Genomic DNA, 26,323 nt, shown 5'->3' on the forward strand with positions numbered 1-26,323 from the left:
GCGAACCTGAGGGAGCGGTGTGATGGCGGGCAAGGGAATCGACCGGAACAAGACACAGGCGGCACTGGAGACGGTCAAGGAAAGCCCGGCAATCGCCGCGATCGTCGCCGCGCCGGTGGTGATCGGTTTCGGTGTGCTGTGGTGGGCGATCGGATTCTGGCCCGCGCTCCTCGCGGTGATCGTGGTCGCGGCCGTGGTCGTGGGGCTTCGCAAGTTCCTCGGGTGATCGGTGGTTCCGGGTCGGTCGCCCGTCCGACCCGGAACCGGCGCCGGTTCCGTCAGCGGAACCAGGCGAGGTCGGGGTTGGTCCGTACGGTCCGCCCGGTGATCCGCGCGAACAGCTTCGACCGGTGGAGTCTGACTGCCAGGCGCTCCGATCGGTACATGAGCCACGCCGGAATTCGGCGGACCGGCACGTCGTAGCACCCGATGTAGTCCGTGACCTCCTTGTTGAAACTCAGCTTGAACTGTCCCACGCCGTACAGCGGGTGCTCCGTGTCGTCGATCGTCGCCGACGACGGCGAGCCGTACATGTCGTAGCGGGTGCACCCGCCCTCCCGGGCCCAGCGCATGATTTCCCACTGCACCGCGTGCCCGACACCGTGGGCGCCCAGGCCGTTACCCTCCGAGCTTCCCGGATCCTTCCGGACGGACGCGCCGGTCAGGTACAGCGCGCTTTCCCCGAGCCTCATCGCGTAGGCGCCGGCGACGATCCTTCCCTCGTGACGGGCGAAGAACAATTGCCCGTTACCCGCCGCCTGGAGCTGCTGGTAGGAGCCGGTGGTCGCAGCGAGATTCATGATCGAGAACCGCTGATCCGCGGTGGCCTGCAGGAGTTCGTATTTGAGTCGGCAGTTCTCGTCGGTGGCCTCGACCCGCTCGACGACAACGCCGTCGCGGGCCGCACGCTTGATCCACCGCCGCGCGCGCGTGCTGAACCTCCCGAGCACCTCCTCGTCGGTGCCGCTGATGTCGACCAACACCGTGTGATCGGTGGTCCAGGAGATCGTGCGCCGGAGTCCCCGGCTCTCGAGGTGGCGCCGGACCGTGTCGTCCTCCCTGATCTGCGGGTCGACGCGAACGGTGAAGATCCCGTTCTCCGCTGCGAGTGCGACCAGGGCGTCGGTGACAAGCAGCAGGTCGTCGACGTCGCTCACGCCCGGCCCGGGAATCTGCCAGAAGGAGCCGAGGCGTGGAACCCGCACCTGGGCCGCGGTCACCGCGAGGTCGTCCACGAACAGGTAGACCGGTGTGTGGCCTTGAAGCCGCAATGACTCGGCAAACGCGTGACTGCGAAAGACGGAGCCCTCGTCGGGATTGCGGACGACGAACTCGTCCCAGAGTTCGATCTCCTCGGGAGTGGCGAATCGCGCCCGAGGGTTCCCCGATGTGGGTGCCGAGTGCTTATATAGTTCGTGCTGCGAACTTTCGTTCCTCGTCACCGTCGAACTCCCCCAGTCTCGTTCGACCCACCTGGGCAGCCTCGGTCGTGCGTCCATGGCAGATGGGCCAGAAAACGGGGACATCGTATGGCGCGGAGCGGTCCGCCGCCCGGCGAACCGGCAAATGTGTCGCAATTTCACTTTTCGGGCGCTTTGGTGCACGCGCGCCCGGTGGTACCCATGGTGAGCCGTCCGGCGTCGCGGGCCGTCGCGGATCGTCGGTGGCGTTGGCGAAAAACTCGGCCGGTCAACCGTGGATTCTCGGTGACTCTGCTTGCGTTGCCCGGGTATTGTTGCGAGAACAGGTTCTAGTTTGGAGGAGATCGACAGTGGCGTTCGTGATCACTCAGCCTTGCTGCAACGATGCCAGTTGCACCGAGGTGTGCCCGGTGGACTGCATCCATCCGACGCCGGACGAGCGGGCGTTCAAGACCACCGAAATGCTATACATCGACCCCGAGACCTGCATCGACTGCGGTCTCTGTGTGGACGCCTGCCCGGTGAACGCCATCTTCCGCGACGACGACCTGCCCCCGGGGATGGAGCGGTACGCGTCGATCAACGCCGACTACTTCGCTGCCGGTGACATCGAGGACGCGGCCCCCGGACCGTCGCTGAAGTTCCCCAAGACCGACCAGGACCCGTTCCGGGTCGCGATCGTCGGCTCCGGTCCTTCCGGCTTCTACGCGGCGCGGGAGTTGCTGGCGCTCAAGCGGTCCGGGATCGAGGTCGACATGTTCGACCGACTGCCGACCCCGTGGGGGCTCGTGCGCGCCGGTGTCGCGCCCGACCATCCGGAGACGAAGGCCGTCACCGACCTCTTCGCCGAGGTGTCCCGCAGGCCGGGGTTCCGCATGCACCTCAACGTCGAGGTCGGCAAGCACATCACCCACGCCGAACTGCTCGAACACCACCACGCGGTGATCTATGCGGTTGGCGCGCCCAGCGACCGGCACCTCGGCATCCCGGGGGAGGACCTGCCCGGCAGCCTCGCCGCGACCGAGTTCGTGGCCTGGTACAACGGCCATCCCGACTATGCCGGACGGGAATTCGATCTGACCGGTACGCGAGCCGTCATCGTCGGCAACGGCAACGTCGCGCTCGACGTGGCGCGGTTGCTGGTCGTCGATCCCGACACCCTCGCCAAGACCGACATGGCGCAGCACGCCGTCGAGGCACTGCGGGCGAGCTCGATCGAGGAGGTCGTGTTGCTCGGCCGCCGCGGGCCCGCGCAGGCGGCGTTCACGAACCCGGAACTGCTCGCGCTCGGGTACCTGCCGGGAGTCGACATCGTGATCGATCCAGCGGAACTCGAACTCGACGACGTCAGCGCCGCCGAGGTCGAGGGCAACCCGGCGAAGAAGCTCAAGCTCGACATCCTGCGCGAGTACGCAGCCCGCCCCCTGGCCGGTCACCCCAAGCGAATCGTGTTGCGGTTCCTGGCTTCCCCGGTCGAGGTGCAGGGCGCCGACCACGTGACCGGGCTGCTCGTCGCCCGCAACGAAATGGTCGCGGACGAGTCCGGCACGATGCGCGCCCGCAGCACCGGCGACACCGAGCTCCTCGAGACCGGCCTGGTGCTCAGATCCGTCGGCTACCGCGGGGTCCCCGTCCCGGACATGCCGTTCGACGAGGCGCGGGGCACCATCTCGAACGTCGGCGGTCGCGTCACCGAGGTCGGCACCGACGTGCCGGTCGCCGGTACCTACACGGCGGGCTGGATCAAGCGGGGGCCTTCGGGTGTCATCGGCACCAACCGGCAGTGCTCGCACGACACCGTCGCACTGATCCTCGAAGACCTTGCTGCAGACCGGTTGAACCCGCCGAAGGGGGACCGCGACGCGCTGGTGGCGCTGCTCGCGGACCGGCAGCCCGACGAGGTCGACTGGGCGGGCTGGAAGCTGATCGACGCCCGCGAACGCGAGCTCGGCAAGGCCGCGGGCCGGCCCCGAGTCAAGCTGCTCGACGTCGGCGAGATGGTGTCGATCGCAAAGGGGTGACCCTCACGGGCATGTGACGGAGACGTCGAGCCGGGCCATCCGCGCGGTGGCCCGGCCGACGCCATCGACGAGGAACCACAGCGTCATCGAGTCCGCGTCCTCGCGCCGCCGGACGACCAGATGCTCGCCGGAGGTGATCGGGGATCGGTACTCGATCACCAACCGGTGCGGCCCGGCCAGCAGATCGGGGCGCGTGATCGCGTGGTCCTCGACGGCATGCAGGTACGCGGCGTTGTTGACGTGCTCGAGGGGGTCGAGGTCCGTCGACCGCAGCGGGAACGGGGTGTCGGTGCCGTCGTCGTCCGGCATCGGCTCGTCGAGCCAGGACTTCCACTTGAGCCGGTTCTCGTCCGTGTGGCTGCCGAGCAGGGCGAGGGTGCCGTCACTGATCCGGGTCGGCATCCCCGTGTCCGGGTTGATGTTGATCCAGAATCCCTCGGTCTCGATCCGGGCACCGCCCTCGCTGCGGAACTGCACACGCATGTTCGACCAGCGCGTGGAGTAGGCCGAGCACCACCGGCGCAGGTGCATCCGGTCCGGCCACAACGCGGGGGTGAGCACGTCGATCACCGTGCGGCGCAGGATCCAGACGGGATCGGAGTCTCCGAATCCGCCGGCGTCGACATTGTCGGAGGCGATGTCCTGCAGGTACCGGGCGATCCCGTCGAAGCGGAGCCGGTTGTCCGGGGCGACGTCGCCGGTCCGAACCGGACGGGACGTGGCGAACAGCTCGCCGCGGGCGGGCGGAGGGGCGAGCGGCTGATCGAACGGCAAGGCGGGTCCTCTCCTGGGGTGGGCACCGGGCGCGCCCCAGTATCGCCGAACCATCGCCCACCCCGGTGGCGTGGTGAGGCGCCGCCTCGTGACCTTGTGAGGCGCCGCCTCGTGACCTTGTGAGGCGCCGCCTCGTGACCCTGTGAGGCGCCGCCTCAGCGGGGGACGTGAAATGCCGTCAGGGTCGCCCCGGCGGCGTGGATCCCAGACCAGGCGTCGGTGACGGAGAGGGTCGCAAGCGCCGAGGTGGGGAACTTGTCCGAGATCCGGTCGGCGTATCGCGACCTCGGGTCGAGTGCCATCGCCGCGCCGGGAATGCCGGGGTCGTGACCGACGACAAGCAGGGTGCGGACATCGGTGTCGGCGCAGGCGATCTCGTGCAGCACCTGCGCCGGTGTCGCGCCGTAGAGCAGGTCGCTGTACCGGGTCGGTGCGTCGATACCGGTCGCGGCGAGGGTGAGACGGGTGCGGGTGGCGGTCGAGCACAGCACCGCGTCGACGGGCGGTTGGGTGCGCCGGATCCAGTCGCCGGCGAGGGCGGCCTCGCGTCGACCCCGCCGAGCGAGTGGTCGATCCTGGTCCCCGATGCCGTCGGGATACGCGGACTTGCCGTGGCGCATGAGGATCAGGGTGCGGACGGCGTCGGCCATGAACTGCAGCGTAGCCGCGCAGGGGAACGCCCGGGTGTACGGGAATATTCGGTTGCCCGACGGGCCGGCATCGTGATCGGATCGACGGGCTGGGTGATTGCCCTCACAAGTGTTCGCGTTTGGGTGGCGGTGTGCGTCATCGTTGACACTTGCCTTGTGTCACGAGGTGCGTGGATTCACCGGGTCTCGGTCGATCAGCACCCACCCGTTCCGGCACGCCAGTTCTGCCAGTACCACTCGCGGGCGAAGTCCGCCGAGCCAATCGCAATTGTCAGGAGACCTCATGACGACGCCGACACCTCCGGGAGCCCCGGCGGCCTCGGACAAGATCGACGGCGCAGTTCTCAAGATCGCCAGCGTGGTGGTGCTCGGTGCCATCATGTCCATCCTCGACGTCACCGTCGTGTCGGTCGCGCTGCCGACCTTCATGCAGGAATTCGACGCCACCTACGCGACCGTCGCCTGGACGATGACCGCGTACACGCTGGCGCTGGCGACGGTCATCCCGGTCACCGGGTGGGCGGCCGACCGGTTCGGCACCAAACGGCTCTACATGACGGCGCTGGTGCTGTTCGTGGCGGGTTCGGTGCTGTGCTCCATGGCGTGGAACATCGAGTCCCTGATCGCGTTCCGCGTGGTTCAGGGTCTCGGCGGCGGCATGCTGATGCCGCTCGGCATGACGATCATGACGCGAGCCGCCGGCCCGCAGCGGGTCGGCCGGGTGATGGCCGTGCTCGGCATCCCGATGCTCCTCGGTCCCATCTGTGGACCGATCCTCGGCGGCTGGCTGATCGAGGCCGCGACCTGGCACTGGATCTTCCTGATCAACCTGCCGATCGGCATCATCGCGCTGATCGCGGCGTTCGTGCTGCTGCCCTCCGACAACCCGCAGCCGTCGGAGTCGTTCGACTTCCTCGGCATGCTGCTGCTCTCGCCCGGTCTGGCGCTGTTCCTTTTCGGTGTGTCCTCGATCCCCGAGACCGGGACCGTCGCGTCCGCTCGCGTTCTCGTCTCGGCAGTCGTCGGCCTGGTGCTGGTGATCGCGTTCGTGTTCCATTCGCTGCATCGCGCCGATCACCCGCTGATCGACCTGCACCTGTTCAAGAACCGCAACCTGACCATCGCAGTGTGCACCTCGAGCCTGTTCGCGATCGCGTTCATGGGCGCCGGCCTGCTGTTCCCGAGCTACTTCCTGCAGGTGCGCGGTGAGACCACCCTCGCGGCGGGCCTGCTGCTGGCCCCGCAGGGTATCGGAGCGATGGTCACGATGCCGATCGCGGGCAACCTGGTCGACAAGATCGGCCCCGGCAAGATCGTCATGTTCGGTGTCGCGTTGATGTCGGTCGGCATGGGTGTCTTCACCCAGCTCGGTGCCGACACCCCGTATCCGCTGCTGCTCGGGGCGCTCTTCGTGATGGGTCTCGGCATGGGCTGCACGATGATGCCGATCATGACCGCTGCGATGCAGACGCTCACCGATCAGACGGTGGCCCGCGGTTCGACCTTGATGAACATCGTCCAGCAGGTGGCCGGTTCGATCGGCACCGCGACGATGTCGGTGGTGCTGACCAACCAGATGCTCGATCGGGGTCTCGACACCAAGACCGTTGCCATGCAGCATGTGCCGGAAGTTGCCGCCGCGCAGCCTCCGGGCATGGCGGAGCAGATTCTCGGTCAGGCCGCGGACGCGTTCGGCAACACCTTCATGGTCGCGCTGGTGCTACTGCTGCTGACGCTGATTCCGGCGTTCTTCCTGCCGCGCCGCAAGCCGGCCGCGCCCGTCGAGGGCGAGTCGGCGCCGATGATGATGCACTGACGTAGCCCGCGCCGCGCCGCGCCCGTTCCCCGCTGTCGCATTCGGTCACCTCGAGTGGCCCGATGTGACAGCGGGGAACTGTGCGTTCGGGGGTCACTTCGCCGGCCGGCTCCGGTCGATCAACGCGGCGGATCCCTGCGCGGCGGCGCACAGCGTGGTGCCGTTCGGGCCCTCGACGTACACCTCGCATCTGCACAGCGCCTGCCTGCCGGTGCCGGTGACGACGCTCGCCTCGGCTCGCAGCAGCGTGCCGACGGCGGGACGCAGGTAGCTGATCGTGAACCCGGAGGTGACGATGCTCGGTCCGAGCACCGTGCCCGCCGCGAAGGTCAGCGCGTTGTCCGCGGCGTACGACAGCACCCCGCCGTGCACGAAACCGTGCTGCTGCAGCAGCTCGGGTCGGATCGGGATCTCGAGGGTGGCGGTGCCTTCGGCGTACTCGGTGACCCGGGTGCCGAGGAGGACGCTGAACGGCTGCGCCGCCAGGATCGCGGCCGCGTCGGTGAGAACAGGGGGTGGGACGTCGTTGCGACTGTTCACGGTCGCGATGATGCCACCACGGCGCGGTCGAGGTTGGGCGTGGCGCCGCAATCCTGTCGGTGCCCGGCGTTAACGTCTAACGCAGCGGAACCGATGTGGGAAGCACACACGGAAGAAGGCGCACCATGGCGACCGTACCCACGCCGACCGAAGCCCGACTCGCTGCCGGCACCTCGACTGCATCCGCGACGGAGGGCAGTGACTGGGCCTTTTACGCCGTCGTCGGCACCTCGGTCCAGGGTGGTCACACCCTGGCGCGCTTCGGCCCGGAACGGACTGCTCTCGGTGCGCTGCGGTTGGCGGTGCAGTCGGTCAACCACACCGCCTACTCGATGCTCGAACAGGGCGTTCCCGGCGACCCCTGTGCCGACCCGCGCCTGCTGGAACGGCTGCCCATCACCGACTTCAGCATCGAGCGGCGTCGTCCCGGCAGTGCCGAACCCGACATGACGTGGGGGCTGACGGGCGGTCGGCACCAGCGACGGCGTCGGGCCGCCTGAGTTCGCGGCCGTCAGGCGCGGCGACGCCCGTAGACGAAGTATGCGATCGGGCCGAGGAAGTTGACGAACGACGCAGCCGTCCACGCCTTCTTCGACCCGCGGATCGCGTTCGGGTCGCGACGGCGGATGTCGAGCAGGGCGGCACCGGTCAGTGCGATCTGGATGGCGGCGGCGACCGCGATCGGGACGCGGAGGCGGGGATCGAGGGGCTTGCGGCTCATGGCCTCAGTATCGTCGTTCGCCGGCGCGGTCGCCGAGCGCAACACGCGACCGCTTTCCGAATCCGACCCGGTATCCCGGTCGGTCACTCGGTGCGGGTCAGGTGGTACCACCGGGGTGCGGCGCTGCGCAGTGGGCGGGGAAGCTCGGTCGGGTCCGACGCCTCGTCCTTGTCGAGTGTCCAGTGGGTGAAGGTCCGCGCCACTTCCGCGTGACTGACGCCCGCGGGGACCGGACCGCGCCGGCCCGGACTGAACGCGAACATCAGCAGGTGCGCGCCGGGGTCGGTGACGGCGGTGACCTCCCGCGCGTAGTCGAGGCGCTGCGAGTGGGTCAGCCCGTGGAAGCATCCGACGTCGAGTACGAGGTCGAATGCGCTACCGGCGAAGGGGCCCAGTCGGGTGGCATCGCCGACGAGGAACGTGACGTCCACCTTTTCGGCGGCGGCCTTGCGGCGGGCCCGTTCGACAGCCGCATAGACCGCGTCCACGCCGGTCACGTGCCAGCCACGGCCGGCGAGTTCGATCGAGTGGTCACCGGTGCCGCATCCGATGTCGAGGGCCCGACCGGGCTTGCCCGACCGTTCCTCGTGGTCCAGGTGATCGCCGAGTTCGCGGCGAAATCCGGCTCGCGGGTGTTCCCACGGTGTGATCCGGAGTAGGTATGCGAGCGTGTATCCCAGATGGTTCATTGTGGCTCCCGACCGCACGGGCGCCGATGTGGCCGTCGCCCGAGTGCAGTGTGCGCCGGCGGCTGCGCCGCTGTCCAGGGCGATCTCGGCGACACGGAATGAGAACGTGTTCTATATTTGCAACGTCTGCGTTCTTTACCCGAAAACACTTGGAGTTCACGACATGTACGAGTGGTCCGACACCGACCTGATGTTCCGCGACGCGCTGCGTGGCTTCATCGACAAGGAGATCAAGCCACACGTCGACAAGCTCGAGAGCGGTGAACTGCCTCCGTTCGGGATCATCCGGAAGATGTACGCCACCTTCGGCATGGACGAGATGGCGCGGGAGGCGCTCGACAAGGCCTTCGCGAAGGAGGAGGCGCGCGAGCGCGGCGAGACCGTTGCCGAGTCGGGGGAGAAGGGCGGCGGGTTCAGCGGCGCCGGCAGCATGGGCGTGATCCTCAACAGCGAACTCGCGGGTGTGAGTCTCGGCCTCGTCGCGTCGATGGGTGTGAGTCTCGGCCTCACCGTCGGCACGCTGCGCAGCCGCGGCACCCTGGCGCAGAAGAAGCGCTGGCTGCCCGAGCTCGTCACCATGGAGAAGGTGGGCGCGTGGGCGATCACCGAGCCCGACTCCGGCTCGGATGCGTTCGGCGGCATGAAGTCCTACGTCCGCCGCGACGGCGAGGACTACATCCTCAACGGCCAGAAGACCTTCATCACGAACGGGCCGTACGCGGACGTGACCATCGTGTACGCGAAGCTGGACGAGGGGGACGCCTCGGTCGATCGCCGGGACCGCAAGGTCCTCGGCTTCGTGCTGGACAAGGGCATGGAGGGCTTCACGCAGAGCGCTCCGTTCAAGAAGATGGGCATGAACTCTTCGCCCACCGGCGAGCTGTTCTTCGACAACGTCCGGATCACCAAGGACAGGCTGCTCGGCGAGACCGAGAACCCTGCGAAGGGTGACGGCAAGGAGAGCGCGAAGGAGTCGTTCGCGGCCGAGCGCATCGGCATCGCGTCGCTCGCACTGGGCATCATCAACGAGTGCCAGCGGCTGTGCATCGACTACGCCAAGAACCGCAAGCTGTGGGGCAGGGAGATCGCACAGTTCCAGCTCATCCAGCTCAAGCTGGCCGAGATGGAGGTTGCGCGCCTCAACGTGCAGAACATGGTGTTCAACGCGATCGAACGCACCGCGGCAGGCAACAAGGTGACGCTCGCGGAGGCGTCGGCGATGAAGCTGTATTCCTCGCGCGCGGCCACCGAGGTCGCGATGGAGGCGGTGCAGCTGTTCGGCGGCAACGGTTACATGGCCGAGTACAAGGTGGAGCAGCTCGCGCGGGACGCCAAGTCGCTGATGATCTATGCGGGCAGCAACGAGATCCAGGTGACGCACATCGCCAAGGGGCTTCTGGCCTGAGGGTGCCTCCGGCCGGTCGCCTTCAGTCGGTCAGCCGGTAGAAGCGCCAGAACCCGAAGTTCTCGATCGGGAGGACCTCGAAGCCGGTGAACCCGGCCGCGGAAGCGTAGTCGCGCAGCGTGTTCGGCCGCATCACGGTTCCGGTGCCCGCGCTCGGCGGATGACTCATGCCGTCGGGAAGGCAGACGAACAGGCTGAAGCCGTACATCAGGCGTTCGGTCTCGTCGCCGGGAGCGGTGAACTCCTCCGCGACGGCCTCGTCCATGACGACCACGCACCCGCCGGGCCGCAGTGACCGCCGCGCAGCGGTGAGGACGGCGGCCGGGTCCGGCATGTCGTGGATGCACTCGAACGCGAACACCGTGTCGAAGGCCGCGCCCGGCAGCTGCGCGGCGTCCCCGGTGTGGAAGGCGATCCGGCCGGCGACCTCGGCCGGGACGTTGCCGGTCGCCATCCGCACCGAGGGTTCGTCGACGTCGTATCCGTCGACGCGCGCGTCGGGGTAGGTGCGGGCCAGCGTGATCGTGGACCAGCCGCCGCCGCAGCCGATGTCGGCGATCCGGGTTCCGGCCCGGCGCAGCTGTGAGTCGAGGTCGGGGACGGCTTCGAGCGCGCCCGGCAGCTCCCGCTCGTACCAGGGCCGGTTCATGTCGGCCTGGGATTCGCGGGCATCGCCGCCGAACTGCGCCCAGCTCACGCCGCCCCCGTTGCGGTACGCGTCGAGCAGGGCGGGAAGCTGGCCGGCCGCGCCGGCGAACATCCGGGCGAGTGGAGCCAGGTAGGTGAGGCTGGTGGTGTCGGTCAGCACTTCCGCGGCCGCGGCAGGCAGCGTGAACCGGCGCGGGCCGGCTTCGCTCACCTCGGCCTCGAGAAGCCCGGTCACGGCCTGTTGTTCGAGCCACTCGCGGGTGTAACGGGGGTCGGTGCCGGTCCGGGCGGCGAGGTCGTCCGCCGTTGCCGGGCCGTCCGCGGCCAGGCTGCGGTACCAGCCGAGCCGGTCGCCGAGGTAGATCGCGAGCAGATCGATGGTCCCGAGAGACGCGTCCAGCAGGCGCTGCGCGAGTAGGTCGGTGGGAGACACGGTGGTGGACACGGGTGGCCCTCCTTCGATCACGAGAGCGGGATCGGTGTCTCCATCGTGGTCCCCCGCGGCGGCGGTGTCACCGTCTCAGGACCGGCGTGCACCCCTGTCGAGTTCCTCCACCAGGGCCCGGAGCGTGGACTCGGTATGGGCGACGGCGGTGCCGACGATCGGCTCGACGATCTTCGCGAGGGCCCTGCCGAGCAGGCCGCCGGGCAGCGTGTAGTCGAAGTCGACGGCCAGTTCGGTGTGACCGTCGTCGGTGGGGGAGAAGCGCCACGTCGACCCGTTGCTGATGCCGTCCACGGATTCGAGGCGGATCAGCCGGTCCTGCTCCCACTCGGTGATCCGGACCCGTGAGTGCAGTGCCTTCGGGCCGAGTTGCATCGTCGCGTCGAAGGTGGCGCCGAGGCCCTGGTTCTCCACGCCGACGGGCTCGAAGCGCGTCACCCCGAACATCCAGCGGGGGACGTTGCGGTAGTCGTCGACGTACGCGAATCCGGTGCCGACGGGGGCCTTGGCGACGGCGGTGCGGTGAATGTGACCCATGATTCTCCTCGAGTGGCCAGGTCTCCAGGGACCTGTTACCGACAGTAACGGATACATGCTCGAGTTGGGTGCAGGTTGGACCGGGCGATGTGCGCATAGGGTGGAACGGTGGAGCAGCGCGAACGGGACGAGAAGGGCAGGCCCCGTAACGAAAGGCCCCGGGACGGACTGGGTCGCCCGCTGCCCCGTGGGGCGGTTGGCGTCCCACGCGCGCCCGAGGGTCTGATCCGGACCCCGTCCGACACGGTGGCCGAGGCGCAGCGCCTGTTCGACGCCGGGATGCCGTTTCACGCGCACGAGGTCCTCGAGGATGCCTGGCGGTCGGCGCCGGAGGCCGAGCGTTCGTTGTGGCAGGGGCTCGCGCAGCTCGCGGTCGCGCTCACCCACTTGCGTCGGGGCAATCAGAAGGGGGCGCGGACCCTGCTCGCGCGCGGGAGCAATCGAATCAGGCCGTTCGCGGCCGATCCGCCCCACGGACTCGACGTGCGTGGACTGCTCGAGTGGTCGAACGACGTGCTGCTCGTGCTGGATTCCACCGGGTCCGGCGATGCCGTTTCCGGCCCGCGCCTGGCCGGCTGAACCCGGTCGGCGCGACGCCGGACGGCGAGGGCTCGGAGGGGCGCGGCGTGGGCGGCGGATCCGATCCCGAACAGGTTCACCTGCCGGGATCGGATTCCGCCACTCGATCACGAAATGATTGCGGGAGCCCTAGCTCAGGCTGACACCGAAGCTGCCGAGGCTGCCGAAGTTGAGCTCGAATCCGGTCGGGCTGAAGCTGCTTCCGATTGCCTGGGAGTTGATGGGCTGCACGCCCATCAGGTCGTGGACGATGTTCTCGAGCGATCCCATGTTTGCTCCTGAGGTCGAGGTCCGATGTGACGCCCCGGGTGAGGGGCGCACCAGTTCTACCGCACCCTGCAGCCCGGCGGATCGGATTTCCGGTAGGGGGTGTTCTGGTTCGACTCGATGAAAATTCTTGGTGTTCAACACTATTCGATTGGATCGACTCGGGGAATGCGAAAGGCCACCGGCGTCAGCCGGTGGCCTTTCGGAGTGCTTCGCTTGCGTTACTCGGACGACAGGCCGCTGGTCGAGCCGCCGTCGCCGGAGCCGCTGGAGATGCTGTCGAGCGCGTCGAACACGATGGCCAGACCGCCGAACAGGTCCGCGAGATCAGACGAGAGCATAGTTACTCCTGGTTTGCTGGTGCCTACTTGGTGGACGCCTGGACAAGCGTTCGGCTATTTGTACACGACGAGACCTCATCGTGACCATGCTTTCCGGCGGAATCCTGGCTGATGTCCACCGTTCGGCCGACATTCGCTGCGTTTTTCGTCGCGGCGCTGCTGTGGCTCAGCTGAAGAAGCTGGCCGAACCGAGATTCAGGACGTAGCTGGGGGTGGTGTCGACGTCGACCTCGGTGTTGGCGTCGGACTCCAGTAATGACGCAATGAGCGAGGTCAGGCCCGGTAGGGCTGGGATGACAATCACACCGTCTCCTCTGTGTGTCGGCGGGAAGTATTCGTGTCGGCGCGGACAGTACCGTCAGCTGCCGAAGTTGAGGGTGAAGAACGGAAGACCCACGCTGCTTCCGGTGTTGGTGGCGGCGGCGATGTCGCCGTCGGTGAGCAGGCTGGAGAGTGCGGTGATCGGATCGAGCATGGCTCACTCCTGGGGTTCGGTGGTGTGTGTCTGCGCCCGGGGTGGCGCCGGTCTGTTGTACAGCAAATCCGCGGCACTCGGAGTCGTTTTGTCGTCACGACAGTTGCGTTGAACGCTAATGCGGCGCAACGGTGTTCGTGCCTCCGGCAAGGGGGCGGGGGTCCGTCCGTTCAGATAACAAGCATGCGTGCTTGCTTTTTTGTCGGCGCGGGGTGATCCTGGACACATCATCGTGGAGGGAGATGCATGGCCGAGCTGGAAACGGTGGTCGCGGACCTGCTTGCCGAAGGCGCCGGGCTGGACGCACTGGTCGCCGACCTCGAGGTGAGCGGGTGGCGCACAGCCACGCCTGCTCCGGGGTGGACGATCGCGCACCAGATCGGGCATCTCGCCTGGACCGACCGCGCCGCCCTGCTGTCGGTGACCGACCCGGACGCCTTCGCAGAGTCGTTGACAGCGGCATGGGCGAACCCCACGGGATTCGTCGACGAGGGCGCTGAGGCGGAGGCCCGGCGGCCGCCGGCCGAACTGCTCGCGGACTGGAGGACCGGCCGTGACGCCCTCGCGAAGGCATTGGCCGAGGTGCCCGCCGGAAGCAAACTGCCGTGGTACGGCCCGCCGATGAGCGCGATGTCCATGGCGACCGCGCGGCTGATGGAGACCTGGGCGCACGGACAGGACGTCGCCGCCGCGCTGGGAGTCGTGCCCGAGCGCACCGACCGGCTGCGGTCGATCGCGCACCTGGGGGTGCGTACCCGCGACTTCGCGTACGCCGTGCACGAACTGCCGCCGCCGGACACGGAGTTCCGGGTCGAGCTCGTCGCGCCGAGCGGTGAGCTGTGGGTGTGGGGACCGGAGGACGCGGCCCAGCGGGTCACCGGACCTGCCCACGACTTCTGCCTGCTGGTGACACAGCGGGCGCACCGCGACGATCTCGCGTTGACGGCGACCGGCGACGACGCCGACACCTGGTTGGGCATCGCCCAGGCGTTCGCGGGGCTGCCCGGCGCCGGGCGCGAACGAAAGGCGGGCGAGTGAGCAGGACGATCCGGATCGGAAACTGCTCCGGCTTCTACGGCGATCGGATCTCCGCGATGACGGAGATGCTCACCGGCGGTGAGCTGGACTACCTCACCGGCGACTACCTGGCCGAGCTGACCATGCTGATCCTCGGCAAGGACCGGATGAAGGACCCGGGCCTCGGCTACGCCAAGACCTTCCTTCGTCAGATGGAGGACGGCCTCGGCCTGGCGATGGACAGGGGCGTCAAGATCGTCGTCAACGCGGGCGGGCTCAACCCCGCCGGTCTGACCGCGAAGCTGCGCGAGCTGGCCGACCGGCTCGGCGTGCCGGCACGGATCGGGCACGTCGAGGGCGACGACCTGACGTCCCGCGCCGGCGAACTCGGGCTGGGGCAGCCGCTGACCGCCAACGCGTACCTCGGCGCCTGGGGTATCGCCGAGTGCCTCGCGGGCGGTGCCGACGTGGTCGTCACCGGCCGCGTCACCGACGCGTCGGTCGTGGTGGGTCCGGCGACGCACCACTTCGGCTGGCAGCGAACCGATTACGACAGGCTGGCCGGTGCGGTGGTGGCCGGGCACGTCATCGAGTGCGGTACCCAGGCGACCGGCGGCAACTTCGCGTTCTTCACCGAGATCGCCGACCTCACCCGCCCCGGGTTCCCGATCGCCGAGATCCGCGAGGACGGATCGTCGGTCATCACCAAGCACGCCGGCACCGGTGGCGCCGTCACCGTGGACACCGTCACCGCGCAGTTGATGTACGAGATCCAGGACGCGCGATACGCCGGACCGGACGTGACCGCGCGGATCGACACCGTCGCACTGACGCAGGAGGCCCCGGACCGCGTCGAGATCTCGGGGGTGCGCGGCGAGGCACCACCGCCACAGCTGAAGGTCTCGCTCAACACCCTCGGCGGATTCCGCAACGAGATGGCGTTCGTGCTCACCGGACTCGACATAGAGGCCAAGGCCGACCTCGCCCGCACCCAGCTCGAGTCGTGGCTGACGGTGCGCCCGGCGGAGCTGACCTGGGACCTGGCGCGTCTGGACCGGCCCGACGCCGAGACGGAGGAACAGGCCAGCGCGATCCTGCGCTGCGTCGTCCGCGACCCCGACCCGAACAAGGTCGGCCGCGCGTTCTCCAATGTGGCCGTCGAGCTAGCCCTGGCCAGCTACCCAGGCTGCACCTTCCTGTCGATGCCGGGCAACGGCTCGGCATACGGCGTGTACACGCCGGGATATGTCGACGCGGGGCAGGTTCCGCACGTGGCGGTGTTGCCGGACGGTTCCCGGGTCGACATCGCACCCGCCTCCGAGACCCGGCCCCTCGCCGCGGTGGCCGCTCCCGCGCTGCCGCAGCCGCTGCCGGACGGTGAGACCCGGGACCTGCCGTTGGGCACCGTGGCCGCCGCGCGCAGCGGCGACAAGGGCGGCAACGCGAACATCGGCATCTGGGTCCGCACCGACGAGCAGTGGCGCTGGCTCGCGCACGCGCTCACCGTCGACGAGGTGCGCAGGCTGCTGCCCGAGACGGCGGAGCTGCCGATCACCCGCACACTGCTGCCGGAGCTGCGGGCGGTGAACTTCGTGATCGAGGGGATCCTCGGCAAGGGCGTCGCCTACCAGGCCCGATTCGACCCGCAGGCCAAGGGACTGGCGGAGTGGCTGCGCTCGCGGCACCTGCCCATCCCGACCGCGTTGCTCGACCAGACCACGACATCCGCCCCGGCACGCCCGGGCCGGGCTCGAGATCCACTGCAGGAGGCCACCTCGTGACCGACGACTGGAACACCCCGGAGCGCCGCGAACTACGGGAAACCGTGCGCCGCTTCATGGACAAGGACGTCCTGCCGCACCAGGACGACTGGGAGCGGGGTGGCGAACTGCCGCGCGACCTGCACCGCCGCGCAGGCGAACTGGGACTGCTCGGTGTCGCCTTCCCGGAATCCGTCGGCGGCGGTGGCGGCGATCCGATCGACGCGATCGTGGTCTGCGAGGAGATGCACTACGCGGGGTGCTCGGGCGGCCTCTTCGCCTCCCTGTTCACCTGCGGGATCGCGCTGCCGCACCTGATCGCGGCCGGTGATCCCGAGCAGATCGAGAAGTGGGTGCGACCGACCCTCGCCGGGGATCTGATCGGCTCGCTCGCCATCACCGAACCCGGTGGCGGCTCAGACGTCGGGCACCTGATCACTCGCGCGGTGCGGGACGGCGAGGACTTCATCGTCAACGGCGCCAAGACGTTCATCACGTCCGGCTGCCGCGCCGACTTCGTGGTCACAGCGGTCCGCACCGGTGGCGAGGGCGCGGGTGGGGTGTCGCTGCTCGTGATCGAGAAGGGCACACCGGGATTCACCGTCTCGCGCAAACTGGAGAAGATGGGCTGGCTCGCCTCGGACACCGCGGAACTGTCGTTCGCCGACTGCCGGGTTCCGGCCGCGAACCTGGTCGGTGCCGAGAACACGGGCTTCGCCCAGATCGCCCAGGCGTTCGTCACCGAACGGGTCGCGCTCGCCGCGCAGGCGTACTCGAGTGCGCAGCGTTGCCTGGACCTGACACTCGAGTGGTGCCGCGACCGCGAGACGTTCGGCCGGCCGCTGATCAGCAGGCAATCCGTGCAGAACACCCTCTCGGAGATGGCGCGCAAGGTCGACGTGGCCAGGGTCTACACCCGCACCGTCGTCGACCGGTACACCGCGGGTGACGAGAACGTCCTCGCCGAGGTGTGTTTCGCAAAGAACACGGCGGTCGAGGCGGGCGAGTGGGTGGCGCACCAGGCGGTGCAACTGTTCGGTGGGCTCGGTTACATGCGCGAGTCGGAGGTCGAGCGGCAGTACCGCGACATGCGGATCCTCGGCATCGGTGGCGGCACCAACGAGATCCTGACCTCTCTGGCCGCAAAACTTCTGGGTTTCCAAGCGTGACCGGCTTCCAGCCTGACAAGTGGGGTAGCAGACGATGACACTGATCGGATCGACATTGGACACCGCGGGTGAGGGATTCGTCGCCGCCGCGGAGTCGATGCAGGCCAAACTCGCCGAGGTTCAGGGCGAGTTCGACAAGGCGCTCGCCGGAGGTGGCGAGAAGGCCGTTGCCCGGCACCACAAGCGGGGGAAGCTGCTCGCCCGGGAACGGATCGAGCTGCTGATCGACGAGGACTCACCGTTCCTCGAACTCTGCACGCTGGCCGCGTGGGGCAGCGAGTTCCCGGTGGGCGCCAACGTGGTCACCGGTATCGGGGTGATCGAGGGTGTCGAGTGCATGATCGTCGCCAACGATCCGACCTCGCGCGGCGGTGCCAGCAACCCGTGGACGATCAAGAAGAGCTTCCGGATCAACGAGATCATCGAGCAGAATCGGCTGCCCGTGATCTCCCTGGTCGAGTCCGGTGGTGCGGACCTGCCCACCCAGAAGGAGGTCTTCATCCCGGGCGGTCGGATGTTCCGGGACCTGACCCGGGCCTCGGCCGCCGGAATCCCCACCGTGTCACTGGTGTTCGGAAACTCGACCGCCGGCGGTGCCTACATTCCCGGCATGTCCGACCACGTGGTGATGATCAAGGAACAGTCGAAGGTCTTCCTCGGCGGACCGCCGCTGGTGAAGATGGCGACCGGCGAGGAGTCCGACGACGAGTCCCTCGGCGGTGCCGAGATGCACGCCCGCAAGTCCGGGCTCGCCGACTACTACGCCCAGGACGAGTACGACGCGATCCGGATCGGCCGGAACATCGTCAAGCGGTTGAACTGGCGCAAGCAGGGGCCCGCGCCCCGGGCGGAGGTGATCGAGCCGCTGCACGACGCCGAGGACCTGCTCGGCATCGTGCCCACCGACCTGAAGATCCCTTTCGATCCTCGCGAGGTCATCGCCCGGATCGTCGACGGCTCCGATTTCGACGAGTTCAAACCGATGTACGGCAGCTCTCTGGTCACGGGATGGGCGGAGCTGCACGGGTATCCGGTCGGCATCCTCGCCAACGCGCGCGGTGTGCTGTTCTCGGAGGAAGCGCAGAAGGCCACCCAGTTCATCCAGCTGGCCAACCGCGCGAACACCCCGCTGATCTTCCTGCACAACACCACCGGCTACATGGTCGGCAAGGAGTACGAGCAGGGCGGCATCATCAAGCACGGCGCGATGATGATCAACGCGGTGTCCAATTCGACGGTGCCGCACCTGTCGATCCTGATGGGCGCCTCCTACGGTGCCGGGCACTACGGCATGTGCGGCCGGGCCTACGATCCGCGCTTCCTGTTCGCCTGGCCCAGTGCGAAGTCCGCGGTGATGGGGCCGGCCCAGCTCGCCGGTGTCGTGTCCATGGTGATGCGCGGCAGCGCCGAGGCGAAGGGGGTGCCGTTCGACGAGGAGGCCGACAAGGGCATGCGCGCGATGATCGAGGCCCAGATCGAGGCCGAGTCGCTGCCGTTGTTCCTGTCCGGCCGGGTCTACGACGACGGCATCATCGACCCGCGCGACACCCGCACCGTGCTGGGAATGTGCCTGTCCGCCATCGCCACCGCCCCGATCGAAGGCACCGCGAACTTCGGTGTCTTCAGAATGTGAGCCCTTCGTGACTGTCCCCACTTCCCGGAACGCGATCACCTCCGTACTCGTCGCGAACCGCGGCGAGATCGCCCGCCGGGTCTTCGCGAGCGCGCGTTCGGCCGGCGTCGCCACTGTCGCGGTGCACTCCGACGCGGACGCGGAATCTCCCCATGTCCGGGAGGCCGACGTCGCGGTGCGCCTGCCCGGAAACACCCCCTCCGAGACGTACCTGCGGGGCGAGAGAATCGTCGAGGCCGCCCTGGCCGCCGGTGCCGATGCCGTCCATCCGGGCTACGGATTCCTTTCCGAGAACGCCGAATTCGCCAAGGCTGTACTGGACGCCGGCCTGACGTGGATCGGACCGCCCGTCAAGGCGATCGAGCTGATGGGCTCGAAGGTCGAGTCGAAGAAGATGATGGCCGCCGCCGGCGTTCCGGTGCTGGCCGAACTCGACCCGGCACACGTCACCGAGTCCGATCTTCCGGTGCTGATCAAGGCGTCCGCCGGTGGTGGCGGCCGGGGGATGCGGGTCGTACGCGCGCTCGGCGACCTGGCGGGGCAGATCGAGGGCGCCCGCGCGGAGGCGCGGTCCGCGTTCGGTGACCCCACCGTCTTCTGCGAGCGGTACCTCGAGACCGGCAGGCACATCGAGGTACAGGTCATGGCCGATGCGCACGGCACGGTCTGGGCGGTGGGGGAGCGGGAGTGCTCGATCCAGCGCCGCCACCAGAAGGTCGTGGAGGAGGCGCCGTCGCCCCTCGTCGACCGCCTCGAGAACGCCGGTACAGGCATGCGCGCCAAGCTGTTCCAGGCCGCCGTCGATGCGGCCGCCGCGATCGGCTACGAGGGCGCGGGCACCGTCGAGTTCCTCGCCGACGAAGACGGTGGCTTCTACTTCCTGGAGATGAACACCCGCCTCCAGGTCGAGCACCCGGTCACCGAGCTCACCACCGGACTCGACCTGGTGGACCTCCAGATGCAGGTCGCCCGGGGCGATGCGCTCGGTGAACGGCCGCCTGCCGCGTCCGGCCACGCGATCGAGGTCAGGCTGTACGCGGAGGATCCCGCGCAGAATTGGCAGCCCCAGTCGGGCGTCGTCCACACCTTCGAGATCCCCGGTGTGGATGTCGAATTCGGGGTTCCGGATTCCCGGCGCGGGTTGCGACTGGACTCCGGCATCGTGGACGGTTCGACGGTCGGCGTCCACTACGACCCGATGCTGGCGAAGGTGATCGCCTGGGCGCCGGGCCGGCAGGATGCGGCCGGCCTGCTCGCCGCAGCACTGGCGAAGGCGAAGATCCACGGACTGGTCACCAACCGGGACCTGCTGGTGAACGTGCTGCGCCACCCGGCCTTCCTGGGCGGGGACACCGACACCGCCTTCTTCGACCGGCACGGTCTGGACGCGCTCTCCACGCCGGTCGCGTCACCGGAGGCCGAGCGGGTCTCGGCCCTGGCCGCGGCGCTGGCCCTGGCCGCGGGCAACCGCGACGCGGCGCGGGTGAACGGCGGGCTGCCGAGCGGATGGCGCAATGTGCCGTCGCAACGTCAGCGCAAGGTCCTCGAGGGCACCGGCACCCACGAGGTCGACTACCGCATCGGGCGCCGTGGCGAACTGGACACCGACTTCGTCGCGGGCGTGCAGCTCGTGTCCGCCACCGCCGAGACGGTTGTGCTCGCAGTCGGAGGACTCACCCGTCGCTTCGCGGTGGCCCGCTACGGCGACCTGGTGTGCGTCGATTCGTCTCTGGGCGCGTGCGCATTCCGGGCGCTGCCGAGGTTCGTCGATCCGTCGACTGTGGTGGCGGCCGGCTCGCTGCTGGCCCCGATGCCGGGCGCGGTCGTCCGGGTCGCTGCCGTGGTCGGTGACCGGGTCACGGCGGGTACCCCGATCCTGTGGCTCGAAGCCATGAAGATGGAGCACACCATCGCCGCGCCATCCGACGGTGTGCTCACCGAACTGAATGTCGCCGTCGGCCAGCAGGTCGACGTCGGCGCGGTCCTCGCGATCGTCGACGACACCGCGCCCGAGGGCACCGCGACACCTGAAAGCACAGTGACACCCGACAGCACCGGAAAAGGGGAGTGAGTCGATGAGTTTCATCGAGACCGACGAGCAGAAGGAATTGCGGGCCGCGGTTGCCAAGCTCGGCGAACGCTACAACTACGTCGACTACGTGCTGCCGCGTGCGCGCAAGGGCGAACCGTTGACCGAACTGTGGAACGAGGCGGGCAAGCTCGGCTTCCTCGGAGTGAACCTGCCCGAGGAGTACGGGGGAGGCGGCGCGGGGATCTACGAGCTGGCACTGGTGCAGGAGGAGCTGGCCGCGCAGGGTGCAGGACTGCTGCTCGTGGTGGTGTCCCCGGCGATCTGCGGGACCATCATCGGCAAGTACGGCACCGACGAGCAGAAGCGGACCTGGCTCCCGGCGCTCGCCGACGGCAGCAAGATCATGGCGTTCGGCATCACCGAACCGGACGCGGGATCGAACTCGCACCAGATCACCACCACCGCCCACAGGGACGGGGAGGACTGGATCCTGCGCGGGAACAAGATCTTCATCTCCGGTGTGGACCAGGCCGACGCCGTCCTGATCGTCGCGCGCACCGAGGATCACCGGTCGGGCCGGCTCAAGCCCGCGCTGTTCATCGTCCCCACCGACGCCGAGAACTTCGTGCGGACCCCGATGGAGATGGACATCGTCGAGCCCGACCACCAGTTCACCCTGTTCCTCGATGACGTCCGGCTGCCGTCCGACGCCCTGGTCGGCTCCGAGGACGCGGCGCTGATGCAGCTGTTCGCGGGCCTGAATCCGGAACGCATCCTCGGCGCGGCCATGGCGGTCGGTATGGGCCGGTACGCGATCGACGCCGCCGTGAAGTACGCGCGCGAGCGCGCGGTCTGGAAGACCCCGATCGGCGCACACCAGGGCATTGCGCATCCGCTTGCCCAGTGCAAGATCGAGCTCGAGCTCGCGAAGCTGATGATGCAGAAGGCCGCGACCCTCTACGACGGTGGCGACGACTTCGGTGCCGCGGAGGCGGCGAACATGGCCAAGTACGCTGCCGCCGAGGCCGCCATCAAGGCGCTCGACCAGGCAATCCAGACGCACGGCGGGGGTGGACTGACCAAGGAGTACGGACTGGCCGCGATGCTCGGCGCCGCCCGGATCGCCCGCATCGCGCCGGTGAGCCGGGAGATGATCCTGAACTTCGTCTCCCAGCACTCGCTCGGACTGCCGAGGTCGTACTGACGATGGGGACCGAGCAGAGCGCCGGCCCCGTCGTCCGCTACGAGGTGGCGGGAGGTTTCGCGACGCTGACCCTGGACTCCCCGCACAACCGCAACGCGATCTCGACGCGGTTGGTGGGTGAGCTCCGGCAGGGCCTGACGGATGCGGCGGCAGACGAGGGGGTCCGCGCCGTGGTCCTGACGCACACCGGCGGCACGTTCTGCGCGGGGGCCGACCTGTCGGAGGCCGCGGCGGTTCCGGACGCCGATCCGGCGGAGCTGGCGGCGCAGCGCACGAGGCAGATGACCGAGTTGCTGCGGGCCTTCCTGGAACTGCCCAAGCCGATCGTCGCCCGCGTCGACGGACACGTCCGGGCCGGCGGGATGGGTCTGGTCGGAGCGTGCGATCTGGTGGCGGCGGGGCCGTCGAGCACCTTCGCACTGACGGAGTCGCGCCTCGGGCTGGCGGCGTCGATCATCTCGCTGACCGTGCTGCCGCGGATCTCGTCGCGCGCGGCGGGCCGCTACTTCCTGACCGGGGAGAAGTTCGGGTCCGTCGAGGCCGAGGCGATCGGGTTGATCACGGCCGCGGCCGACGACGTCGATGCCACCGTGACGGCGTGGCTGCGGGAGTTGACGCTCGCGTCGCCGCAGGGGCTGGCGGAGTCGAAGCAGTTGACCACCGCCCGGTTGCTCACGGACTTCGACAGGTACGGCGAGGGCCTGGCGGCGCAGTCCGCCCGGCTGTTCGGCACCCCCGAGGCGATCGAGGGTATGACCGCTTTCCTGCAACGTCGGCCGCCTGCGTGGGCACCCGACCGGTCCTGACCGGAAAACGATCGTGACCAGGAAACGAAGGAACCCGCGCACGGAGTTCGTGCGCGGGTTCCTTCGTGGTACAGCGAGGGGATTACGCCTCCGGGAACAGACCCGCGACAGCCTCGGAAGAACCGGCGAAGAAGCTCAGGGCGCCGGCGAAGTCGCTGATCGCGCCGGTGAAGTCGGCGGCGAAGTCGAGGAAGGGGATGATCTCAGCAGAACCCATGAGGTGCTCCTAGTGTCTCTGTAACGGTCGTACAACGAGTGGCCCCCCTCTAGGAGCCATCTCATTCGTACCGTGCCCGATTTGTGATTTCAATGTGATCTGCAACCTGAAACGTGGAGTTTCCCTGTGTGTTACACAGGGGCGCGCTGGGAGGACCGAGGTAACCGATGCGTGAACCGCAGCAGGACCGCAGCAGGATGACCAGGCAGCGGCTGCTCGAGGCAACCATCGACTGCCTCGCAGAACAGGGCTGGGCCGCGACCACGGTCGGAGTGGTCGCGAGCCGGGCGGGCGTTTCGCGCGGCGCCGCACAGCACCACTTCCCGACCCGTGAGGACCTGATCACCGGCGCGCTGGAGTTCATGTTCGATTCGAGAATGCAGCAGGCCCGCGAGGAGGCGGTCGATCTCCCGATCGGCCTCGAGCGGACGACCGCGGTCGTCGAACGCCTCGTCGACTACTACACCGGCACCCTGTTCAAGGCGGCACTCCAGGTGTGGACGGCCGCCGCGTCGGATCCGGCCCTTCGCGAGCGCGTGCTGCCGCTCGAAGAGCGCTTCGGTCGCACCGCGCACCGGGTCGCGGTGGACCGGCTCGGTGTGGACGGCACCGACCCCCGGATTCGCTCGCTCGTCCAGGCGACCCTCGACCTCGCCCGTGGTCTGGGACTCGCCGACGTACTGGCCGACGACTCGCGGCGCCGCCGAGAGATCGTCCGGAGCTGGTCGCAGCAACTCGACGCCGCACTCTCGGGCGAAGCCTCGGGCCGATGGGACCTGACGGATTCCGGCCGGACGAGCGAGGCGAACACGCCGACGCCCCGGTGAACACGGGGTTCACCGGGGCGTCGACGGGATGGGTCAGGCCCGCCGCAGCGGCAGTTCCCGGGCCCGGATCCGCTCGCTGTCGAGCGTGACCAGCGAACCGGTGTGCAGTGCGTTCAGGATCACCGGCGCGCAGGTCGCGATCACCGAGGTCTGCTCCGCGATCTTCGCGCCCGGTCGGCGCAGCACGAGCAGGCTCGGAGCGACGGCACCGGAGTCGGCCAGGTCGTCGAGGTAGCTCAGCTCGTTGGTCACCAGGATGCGGTTCTCACGGTTGGCCGCGTCGAGCGCCTGACCGTTGTGACCGGCATCGGCACCGACGTCGCGCAGATGCACGGCGTCGTACCCTTCGGCACGCAGACCCTCGGCGACCTGGGGGCTGAGGTTCTCGTCGATCAGGAACCGCAGGCCGTCGACCGCGCCGGTGGAGGCGGAGGTGATGGCGTCGGCGTAGGTGACGTTCTGGCTGTCGACGCCGCCGAACCGTCCCAGGGCGGTGTCGAGCTGGGTGTCCGGTCCGGTCGACTTGGCATTCAGCCAGGCCAACCCGGCCAGGCCCGCGGCACCGGCCGCGCCGAGCCCGGCGGCCTTGCCTGCGACCGAGCCGATTCCGCCGCCGTTGCCCGACACCGAGCCGAGGTTCGGCGCCTTGACGTCGGCGCCCGTGGTGGCGAGATGGCGCGCGCCGCCGAGGTTCGGCGACTTCACGTCGACGTCCGGGGTCTTCAGCCGGGTGGCGTCGACGTCCGGCGTCTTGGGTCGGGTGGCGTCGACGTCGACGGCAGGCGTCTTCAGATCCGGTGCGGCGCCACGCGGTGCGTTGACCGAACCGCCCCGGCGGCGGCCGACCAGGCCGGCCAGGCCGCCCGCAGCGCCCGCGATGGCCAGACCCGGAATCAGCGCCCACCACTTGGAGTTCGAGTCGGAGTCGGAATCGACGTCGGCAACTTCCACGTCGGTGGCTTCGAGGTCGACGTCCGGAACGTTCACACCGGTGGGCGCGGCGACACCGGTCGGCGGGTTCACCACGGCTCCGGGAGCGAGGCCGGGAACCGAGACGTCGAGACCGGCGAGTTCGGCACCGATCGCGGGCGGCACGGTGACGAATCCGTTCGCCTTGCTCCAGCGGACCTCGACCGGGTTGCCGTCACGACCACTGAAGGTCTGGGTGTAGACGTCGCCGACCACAGTGGTGTCGCTGAGCGGGCTGCCGAGCACACCGTTGGTGGCACCCAGGTGGGACCAGGCGGTACGGATCGGGCCGCGCACCAGCCAGGCGCCCTTCTCCGGGCTCCAGTAGATGGTCGCGCCGTCGGGCGCCGAGAACTCACTGAAGCGGGCCGCACCCGGCTCGTCGGAGTCGGACTCGTCATTGGTGGGAAAGCCGATGTCGCCGGCGCCGCCACCGAGGACCAGGTACTTGTCGAGGATCACGCCGTACATCACCTGCGCGCCCGTCTCGGGTGACCAGACGATCTTGCCGCCCTGGAAGTCCTGCGCGACACCGTCCGTTCCGAACTTGTACGGCTCGCCGACCGGCTGGCCCAGGGGGTTGGACGCACCGCCCACCTCCTGGTGGTGCGCGGCAATGGCCGCGTCGGCGGCGGTGTTTCCGGACTGGGCGAACGCGGGACCACTGAGCAGCACCGCGCCACCGATCGCGGCGGCGAAGCCGAGGCCGGCGAGGCGCACAACGGGTGCCTTCCTGTTCGGCGACGAGTTCGTGGGGGATGTGTTCATTGGGCTCCTTGAGACGTGGCACTGGGCCGGGTGCGCCGGTGGTGATGGCCGGCAAGGGATGTTTGTCGCTGGAGCGTCGGGTGCGAATCTTCTCGCTCGCGAACAGTGATTTGCCATACAGTTGCGAGCCGGTCGGATCGGTGAGCCGATATGCCGTGAATTTGGTGCCGCGGCGCGCCGAGGAATTTCGTCACCCGGCGCGGATCAGCGCGTGGCGGCCTTGGACTTGGTGGTGACGTTGAGGATGGCGGAGATCGCCGCGCCCACGACGCCACCGATTCCGACCTGGCCGAGAATCTGGGAAAAGTCGAGCCCACTGCTGGTCACGGCCTGGATGATGGCACCGGTGATGCCGCCGCCGACAGCGCCTGCGGCGCCGTTGCCCAGTGGGCCGAGTGGATTCTTGGCGCCGCCGATTCCGCCGCCAATAGCCCCGCCGAGAAGGCCGAGAAGCCATTCCATTGAAAACTCCTTACCTAGGGAATAACTGGACATTTCTGAGCAGACCGTACGATATGGACGGTCTTTCAAATCGGCAGCGCGCCTTTCGGCGTGTCGAGAATTCGGGGTGCATATCGAACAGGCGCCCGTG

27 protein-coding genes are annotated in these 26,323 nt (G+C 68.6%); 14 read left to right on the plus strand and 13 right to left on the minus strand.

Features of this window, described 5'->3' with window-relative positions; genetic code table 11:
* Positions 1–22: 22 nt before the first annotated feature.
* Positions 23–226 (plus strand): hypothetical protein, encoded by a 204-nt coding sequence (locus ACWDUM_RS24300; protein ID WP_450114446.1) that lies wholly within the window; start codon positions 23–25, stop codon positions 224–226.
* 52 nt (positions 227–278) lie between these two features.
* Here the strand turns inward: ACWDUM_RS24300 and ACWDUM_RS24305 are convergent, their stop codons facing one another.
* On the minus strand, positions 279–1,442 hold the full coding sequence (locus tag ACWDUM_RS24305) for a lipid II:glycine glycyltransferase FemX (protein ID WP_450135938.1): 1,164 nt from the start codon (positions 1,440–1,442) through the stop codon (positions 279–281).
* A 329-nt stretch (positions 1,443–1,771) separates the two neighbouring features.
* Here ACWDUM_RS24305 and ACWDUM_RS24310 point away from each other — a divergent pair, with 329 nt between their 5' ends.
* Positions 1,772–3,442, plus strand: coding sequence for a 4Fe-4S binding protein (locus tag ACWDUM_RS24310; protein ID WP_450135939.1), 1,671 nt, complete (start codon positions 1,772–1,774; stop codon positions 3,440–3,442).
* 3 nt (positions 3,443–3,445) lie between these two features.
* On the opposite strand, the gene ACWDUM_RS24315 is transcribed toward ACWDUM_RS24310, so the two are convergent.
* On the minus strand, positions 3,446–4,216 hold the full coding sequence (locus ACWDUM_RS24315; protein ID WP_450135940.1) for an acyl-[acyl-carrier-protein] thioesterase: 771 nt from the start codon (positions 4,214–4,216) through the stop codon (positions 3,446–3,448).
* 155 nt (positions 4,217–4,371) lie between these two features.
* Positions 4,372–4,866, minus strand: coding sequence for a SixA phosphatase family protein (locus tag ACWDUM_RS24320; protein ID WP_450135941.1), 495 nt, complete (start codon positions 4,864–4,866; stop codon positions 4,372–4,374).
* A 283-nt stretch (positions 4,867–5,149) separates the two neighbouring features.
* On the opposite strand from ACWDUM_RS24320, the gene ACWDUM_RS24325 reads away from it, so the two are divergent.
* Positions 5,150–6,682 (plus strand): DHA2 family efflux MFS transporter permease subunit, encoded by a 1,533-nt coding sequence (locus ACWDUM_RS24325; RefSeq protein WP_450114451.1) that lies wholly within the window; start codon positions 5,150–5,152, stop codon positions 6,680–6,682.
* Positions 6,683–6,775: 93 nt separating this feature from the next.
* Here the strand turns inward: ACWDUM_RS24325 and ACWDUM_RS24330 are convergent, their stop codons facing one another.
* Complete coding sequence (locus ACWDUM_RS24330) at positions 6,776–7,222, minus strand: PaaI family thioesterase (protein ID WP_450135942.1); 447 nt, start codon at positions 7,220–7,222, stop codon at positions 6,776–6,778.
* 125 nt (positions 7,223–7,347) lie between these two features.
* On the opposite strand from ACWDUM_RS24330, the gene ACWDUM_RS24335 reads away from it, so the two are divergent.
* Positions 7,348–7,722, plus strand: coding sequence for a hypothetical protein (locus tag ACWDUM_RS24335; protein WP_450114453.1), 375 nt, complete (start codon positions 7,348–7,350; stop codon positions 7,720–7,722).
* 11 nt (positions 7,723–7,733) lie between these two features.
* On the opposite strand, the gene ACWDUM_RS24340 is transcribed toward ACWDUM_RS24335, so the two are convergent.
* Together ACWDUM_RS24340 and ACWDUM_RS24345 are read right to left on the minus strand one after the other, a co-directional pair.
* The gene (locus ACWDUM_RS24340) at positions 7,734–7,943 is read right to left on the minus strand and encodes a PLDc N-terminal domain-containing protein (protein WP_450135943.1); all 210 of its coding nucleotides are present in this window, start codon (positions 7,941–7,943) and stop codon (positions 7,734–7,736) included.
* An 83-nt stretch (positions 7,944–8,026) separates the two neighbouring features.
* A complete protein-coding gene (locus ACWDUM_RS24345) occupies positions 8,027–8,632 on the minus strand; it encodes a class I SAM-dependent methyltransferase (protein ID WP_450135944.1) in 606 nt (201 codons plus the stop codon).
* Positions 8,633–8,795: 163 nt separating this feature from the next.
* Between ACWDUM_RS24345 and ACWDUM_RS24350 the strand changes: the two genes are divergently transcribed.
* The gene (locus tag ACWDUM_RS24350; RefSeq protein ID WP_450114456.1) at positions 8,796–10,037 is read left to right on the plus strand and encodes an acyl-CoA dehydrogenase family protein; all 1,242 of its coding nucleotides are present in this window, start codon (positions 8,796–8,798) and stop codon (positions 10,035–10,037) included.
* 22 nt (positions 10,038–10,059) lie between these two features.
* Here the strand turns inward: ACWDUM_RS24350 and ACWDUM_RS24355 are convergent, their stop codons facing one another.
* Positions 10,060–11,130 carry a methyltransferase domain-containing protein gene (locus tag ACWDUM_RS24355; RefSeq protein ID WP_450135945.1) on the minus strand — a complete coding sequence of 357 codons (1,071 nt, stop codon included), beginning with the start codon at positions 11,128–11,130 and terminating at the stop codon, positions 10,060–10,062.
* Between the two features lie 75 nt (positions 11,131–11,205).
* Complete coding sequence (locus tag ACWDUM_RS24360; RefSeq protein WP_450135946.1) at positions 11,206–11,667, minus strand: SRPBCC family protein; 462 nt, start codon at positions 11,665–11,667, stop codon at positions 11,206–11,208.
* Between the two features lie 108 nt (positions 11,668–11,775).
* Here ACWDUM_RS24360 and ACWDUM_RS24365 point away from each other — a divergent pair, with 108 nt between their 5' ends.
* Positions 11,776–12,246 (plus strand): DUF309 domain-containing protein, encoded by a 471-nt coding sequence (locus tag ACWDUM_RS24365; RefSeq protein WP_450135947.1) that lies wholly within the window; start codon positions 11,776–11,778, stop codon positions 12,244–12,246.
* Positions 12,247–12,375: 129 nt separating this feature from the next.
* On the opposite strand, the gene ACWDUM_RS24370 is transcribed toward ACWDUM_RS24365, so the two are convergent.
* Positions 12,376–12,516, minus strand: coding sequence for a hypothetical protein (locus tag ACWDUM_RS24370; protein WP_450114460.1), 141 nt, complete (start codon positions 12,514–12,516; stop codon positions 12,376–12,378).
* 504 nt (positions 12,517–13,020) lie between these two features.
* Positions 13,021–13,158, minus strand: a complete 138-nt coding sequence (locus ACWDUM_RS24375; RefSeq protein ID WP_450114461.1) for a hypothetical protein — start codon at positions 13,156–13,158, stop codon at positions 13,021–13,023.
* Between the two features lie 417 nt (positions 13,159–13,575).
* Between ACWDUM_RS24375 and ACWDUM_RS24380 the strand changes: the two genes are divergently transcribed.
* Genes ACWDUM_RS24380 through ACWDUM_RS24410 form a run of 7 tightly spaced genes read left to right on the plus strand, consistent with a single transcriptional unit; the run spans position 13,576 to position 22,950 of the window.
* Entirely contained in the window at positions 13,576–14,367 is a 792-nt protein-coding gene (locus ACWDUM_RS24380) for a TIGR03084 family metal-binding protein (RefSeq protein WP_450135948.1), read from the plus strand.
* The gene (locus ACWDUM_RS24385) at positions 14,364–16,127 is read left to right on the plus strand and encodes an acyclic terpene utilization AtuA family protein (RefSeq protein ID WP_450135949.1); all 1,764 of its coding nucleotides are present in this window, start codon (positions 14,364–14,366) and stop codon (positions 16,125–16,127) included. The genes ACWDUM_RS24380 and ACWDUM_RS24385 overlap by 4 nt, the downstream gene beginning before the upstream one ends.
* Positions 16,124–17,275 carry an acyl-CoA dehydrogenase family protein gene (locus ACWDUM_RS24390; RefSeq protein ID WP_450135950.1) on the plus strand — a complete coding sequence of 384 codons (1,152 nt, stop codon included), beginning with the start codon at positions 16,124–16,126 and terminating at the stop codon, positions 17,273–17,275. The genes ACWDUM_RS24385 and ACWDUM_RS24390 overlap by 4 nt, the downstream gene beginning before the upstream one ends.
* A gap of 34 nt (positions 17,276–17,309) precedes the next feature.
* Entirely contained in the window at positions 17,310–18,908 is a 1,599-nt protein-coding gene (locus ACWDUM_RS24395) for an acyl-CoA carboxylase subunit beta (RefSeq protein ID WP_450135951.1), read from the plus strand.
* Positions 18,909–18,915: 7 nt separating this feature from the next.
* A complete protein-coding gene (locus ACWDUM_RS24400) occupies positions 18,916–20,979 on the plus strand; it encodes an acetyl/propionyl/methylcrotonyl-CoA carboxylase subunit alpha (RefSeq protein WP_450135952.1) in 2,064 nt (687 codons plus the stop codon).
* A 4-nt stretch (positions 20,980–20,983) separates the two neighbouring features.
* Positions 20,984–22,144: an acyl-CoA dehydrogenase family protein gene (locus tag ACWDUM_RS24405; protein WP_450135953.1), complete on the plus strand. Its 1,161-nt coding sequence runs from the start codon at positions 20,984–20,986 to the stop codon at positions 22,142–22,144.
* Positions 22,145–22,146: 2 nt separating this feature from the next.
* Positions 22,147–22,950 (plus strand): enoyl-CoA hydratase family protein, encoded by an 804-nt coding sequence (locus ACWDUM_RS24410; RefSeq protein WP_450135954.1) that lies wholly within the window; start codon positions 22,147–22,149, stop codon positions 22,948–22,950.
* Between the two features lie 82 nt (positions 22,951–23,032).
* Here the strand turns inward: ACWDUM_RS24410 and ACWDUM_RS24415 are convergent, their stop codons facing one another.
* The gene (locus ACWDUM_RS24415; protein ID WP_450135955.1) at positions 23,033–23,167 is read right to left on the minus strand and encodes a hypothetical protein; all 135 of its coding nucleotides are present in this window, start codon (positions 23,165–23,167) and stop codon (positions 23,033–23,035) included.
* Between the two features lie 167 nt (positions 23,168–23,334).
* Between ACWDUM_RS24415 and ACWDUM_RS24420 the strand changes: the two genes are divergently transcribed.
* Entirely contained in the window at positions 23,335–23,994 is a 660-nt protein-coding gene (locus tag ACWDUM_RS24420; protein WP_450135956.1) for a TetR/AcrR family transcriptional regulator, read from the plus strand.
* A 33-nt stretch (positions 23,995–24,027) separates the two neighbouring features.
* Here the strand turns inward: ACWDUM_RS24420 and ACWDUM_RS24425 are convergent, their stop codons facing one another.
* Complete coding sequence (locus tag ACWDUM_RS24425) at positions 24,028–25,731, minus strand: DUF5615 family PIN-like protein (RefSeq protein WP_450135957.1); 1,704 nt, start codon at positions 25,729–25,731, stop codon at positions 24,028–24,030.
* Between the two features lie 204 nt (positions 25,732–25,935).
* Positions 25,936–26,193, minus strand: coding sequence for a hypothetical protein (locus ACWDUM_RS24430; RefSeq protein ID WP_450114472.1), 258 nt, complete (start codon positions 26,191–26,193; stop codon positions 25,936–25,938).
* Positions 26,194–26,323 lie beyond the last annotated feature (130 nt).

The sequence above is a fragment of the Rhodococcus sp. NPDC003322 genome, assembly GCF_053589555.1.